Consider the following 3340-nt stretch of genomic DNA (forward strand, 5'->3'; position numbering starts at 1 on the left):
CATCTTCTTGAGGCGCGGGTTCTCGTCTTCGAGCTCCTACATGCGGGCCATCATGGAAGTGTCCATGCCGCCGAACTTGGCGCGCCACTTATAAAAGTGGCGGTGCCGATCCCCACCTCGCGGCAGATCTCGGACGCCGCCAGCGCGGCCTCTACTTGTTTCAGTGCAGCCGTGATTTGGCTGTCGGTAAATCTTGACTTCTTCACGTAGAGCTTCCTTCTTGGAAAGCTCTACTCCTGGGACCTTCGAGCCGATGAAGACACCGACGATCTTCGGGCAGACACCTTTGTGGACAGCGTGGGTCGCGGCCGCCATTGACGTGCAACACTTGTTTGCTGGTGGTGAGTCGCTGCGCGGCAACACCTGGGGCCTGGGTCCGATGGGTGATCTGGTTCGTCCATCGAACCGAGCGGTCCGGCGTTCGCCCGCAAGCGAGGACGCCGGCGCCAAAGGCCTACCTGCGCTGGTCGATCAGTTGCTCGACCGGATGGCTTCTTTCGACGACATCGAATCGATGCTGATCGACCGGGCCATCCCGCGATGCGACGGCGACGTGTCGGCGGTTGCCAGACGGCTGAACTTGCGGCGCGGTCAGGTGGAGTTCCGAATCAAGAAACGCAGTCCCGACGCCTGAGGGCTGCCAGCGTGGAGTCAAACGCCCTTGAACGAGGGCGTGCGACGGGTATTCGGATCATCGGCGGAGATGTTCTCGGCGCACAAGCTGCGCTCGAACAGCAGCCCTACATCTGCATTCCGATGCCCTGCGGGTCGGTCACCCAGCTTCGGCACTTTGCTTTTCAGCGCGAGGTCAACGCCCGAGGTCCTTCGCCGATACCCCGGCGATGCCCCAGTTCTCCTTGGGCACGTCCTGAATCCAGACCCGTATCGTCTCCTTGGGGGCACCCACTGCGTCCTGAAGCGCGGCGGTGACCTTTTCGATCACTGCGCGTTTCTGGTCTTCGGTGCGGCCCTCAATCATGTAGATCTGCGCAAATGGCATGGAGCTTCCTTCAAGCGGCCTTGGCCATGATTGCGCGCTCGCGCGCCATGGTCATCGCTGTGTCTTCGATCATGTCTTCCTGGCCACCGACCATGCCTCGGCGTCCCATCTCGACCAGGATGTCGCGCGCGGGAACACCGTACTTCTTCTCGGCACGCTTGGCGAACAGCAGGAAGCTACCGTAGACACCGGCGTAGCCCAGGGTGAGCGCGTCGCGGTCGATACGGATGGGGAAGTCCATGATGGGCACCACCAGGTCTTCGGCCACATCCTGGATCTTGAACACGTCCACACCGGTCTCGATACCCATCAGATCGCATACCGCGATGAACACTTCCATCGGGGTGTTGCCCGCACCCGCCCCCAGCCCGGCTGCTGCGGCATCGATGCGGTTGGCCCCAACCTCAACCGCAGCCAGGCTATTGGCCACGCCCATCGCGAGGTTGTGGTGACCATGGAAACCCAGCTCGGTCTCGGGCTTGAGCGCTTCGCGCACCGCGGCCACGCGGGCCTTGACCGTCTCGGGCAACAGATGGCCGGCCGAGTCGGTGATGTAGATGCAGTTGGCGCCGTAGCCCTCCATCAGCTTGGCCTGTTTGACCAGCCCTTGCGGACTGTTCATGTGGGCCATCATCAAGAAGCCCACGGTGTCCATGTCCATCTTGCGGGCCAGGGTGATGTGCTGCTCGCTCACATCGGCTTCTGTGCAGTGCGTGGCCACGCGGATGGTGTGCACGCCCAGGCCGTGGGCCATTTTCAGGTGGTCGACGGTGCCGATGCCGGGCAGCAGCAGAGCACTGACCTTGGCCTGTTTCATCAGCGGGATCACGGTGCCCAGGTATTCCTCGTCGCTGTGCGCGGGGAAACCGTAGTTGACCGAGCTACCACCCAGGCCATCGCCGTGGGTGACTTCGATCAGCGGCACGCCGGCTGCGTCCAGTCCGCAGGCGATGGCCTTCATCTGCTCCAGCGTCATCAGGTGGCGCTTGGGGTGCATACCGTCACGCAGAGTCATGTCGTGGACGGTGATTTTTTTGCCTTTGAGTGTGGTCATGTTGTGTTCTCCAGATTCAGGCGTGCACGGCTTCGAGCGTGAGCGTGCCATTGAGCATTTCTTCGGCGAACATCTCGGCGGTGCGAGCCGCTGCAGCGGTCATGATGTCGAGATTGCCAGCGTACTTGGGCAGGTAGTCGCCCAAGCCTTCAACCTCCATGAAGACTGAGACCCGCTTGCCATCGAACACCGGGCCGTTGACCAGCTTGTAGCCCGGTACATATTTCTGCACCTCCTTGATCATGTCGTGGACCGACTTGGTGATCGCCGCCTGATCCGGCTCGTCTTCGGTCAGGCAGTGCACGGTGTCGCGCATGATCAACGGTGGCTCGGCCGGGTTGATGACGATGATGGCCTTGCCCTTCTTGGCGCCGCCCACCTTCTCGACCGCGCCTGCCGTCGTGCGGGTGAACTCGTCAATGTTTTTTCGGGTGCCCGGCCCCACCGAGCGGCTGGACACGGTGGCAATAATTTCACCATAGACCACCGCTTGCACACGGCTGACTGCGGCCACCATGGGAATGGTGGCCTGGCCTCCGCAGGTGACCATGTTCACGTTCATCTCGCGCTTGCCCACGTGCTGCTTCAAGTTGACCGGGGGCACGCAATATGGGCCGATGGCCGCAGGCGTGAGGTCGATCATCATGGCGCCTTGTGCGTTGACCTTGCGGCTGTTCTCGGCATGGGCATAAGCGCTGGTGGCATCAAACACGATTTGCACACCGTCGTCTGTCATGTGGGGAATCAAGCCGTCGATACCGTCGGCGGTGGTCTTGATGCCCATTTCCCTGGCGCGCTTCAAGCCGTCGGAATTCGGGTCGATGCCAACCATCCAGACAGGTTCCAGCACTTTGCTGCGTTGCAGCTTGGCCAGTAGGTCGGTCCCGATGTTGCCGGGCCCGATCAGAGCGCATTTGATTTTTTTCATGGTGTTCAGTCCTTTCCGTGCTTTCCGAGGTGCCAGTCGCTGGAGCCCAGCGTTGTGTTTGCGATGTCCATGGGTTCGGCCTCCAGCGTGGTGGCCAAAGAGTCGTTCCAGCGGTTGAAGAAGCCGAACAGTCCGATGACGCCCAGAATCTCCACGATCTGCCCTTCTGTCCAGTGCGCGCTCAAGCGGGCGAACATGTCGTCCGTGACGCCGTTGGGCACACTCGCCGCAGCCAGAGCGAAGTCCAGTGCGGCCCGCTCTGCTTCAGCAAACAAGGGGCTGGTGGCGTAGTTGGCAATAGCGGCCAGCTTTTCTTGCGCAACGCCATGGCGCATGGCGCTGGTTGCGGTGTGCGCGC

General features: G+C 61.7%; 5 protein-coding genes and 1 pseudogene. 1 reads left to right on the plus strand and 5 read right to left on the minus strand.

Features of this window, described 5'->3' with window-relative positions:
• Window positions 1-39: 39 nt before the first annotated feature.
• Window positions 40-206: pseudogene (locus ABYB95_RS19870) on the minus strand (transposase); the annotation flags it as partial.
• 14 nt (window positions 207-220) lie between these two features.
• On the opposite strand from ABYB95_RS19870, the gene ABYB95_RS19875 reads away from it, so the two are divergent.
• On the plus strand, window positions 221-634 hold the full coding sequence (locus tag ABYB95_RS19875; RefSeq protein ID WP_372660888.1) for a helix-turn-helix domain-containing protein: 414 nt from the start codon (window positions 221-223) through the stop codon (window positions 632-634).
• Window positions 635-808: 174 nt separating this feature from the next.
• Here ABYB95_RS19875 and ABYB95_RS19880 read toward each other — a convergent pair whose 3' ends face one another.
• The 4 genes from ABYB95_RS19880 to ABYB95_RS19895 form a co-directional block, all read right to left on the minus strand.
• Entirely contained in the window at window positions 809-1000 is a 192-nt protein-coding gene (locus ABYB95_RS19880; RefSeq protein ID WP_372660891.1) for a 2-hydroxymuconate tautomerase, read from the minus strand.
• 10 nt (window positions 1001-1010) lie between these two features.
• Entirely contained in the window at window positions 1011-2054 is a 1044-nt protein-coding gene (gene dmpG / locus ABYB95_RS19885; RefSeq protein WP_372660894.1) for a 4-hydroxy-2-oxovalerate aldolase, read from the minus strand.
• A gap of 16 nt (window positions 2055-2070) precedes the next feature.
• Window positions 2071-2982 (minus strand): acetaldehyde dehydrogenase (acetylating), encoded by a 912-nt coding sequence (locus ABYB95_RS19890; protein WP_372660897.1) that lies wholly within the window; start codon window positions 2980-2982, stop codon window positions 2071-2073.
• Window positions 2983-2987: 5 nt separating this feature from the next.
• A partial coding sequence (locus ABYB95_RS19895) for a carboxymuconolactone decarboxylase family protein (protein WP_372660900.1) occupies window positions 2988-3340 on the minus strand: 353 nt, incomplete at its 5' end.

It is taken from the genome of Hydrogenophaga sp. (genome assembly GCF_041633695.1).
In the GTDB taxonomy this organism is placed as follows: Bacteria; Pseudomonadota; Gammaproteobacteria; order Burkholderiales; family Burkholderiaceae_C; genus Hydrogenophaga.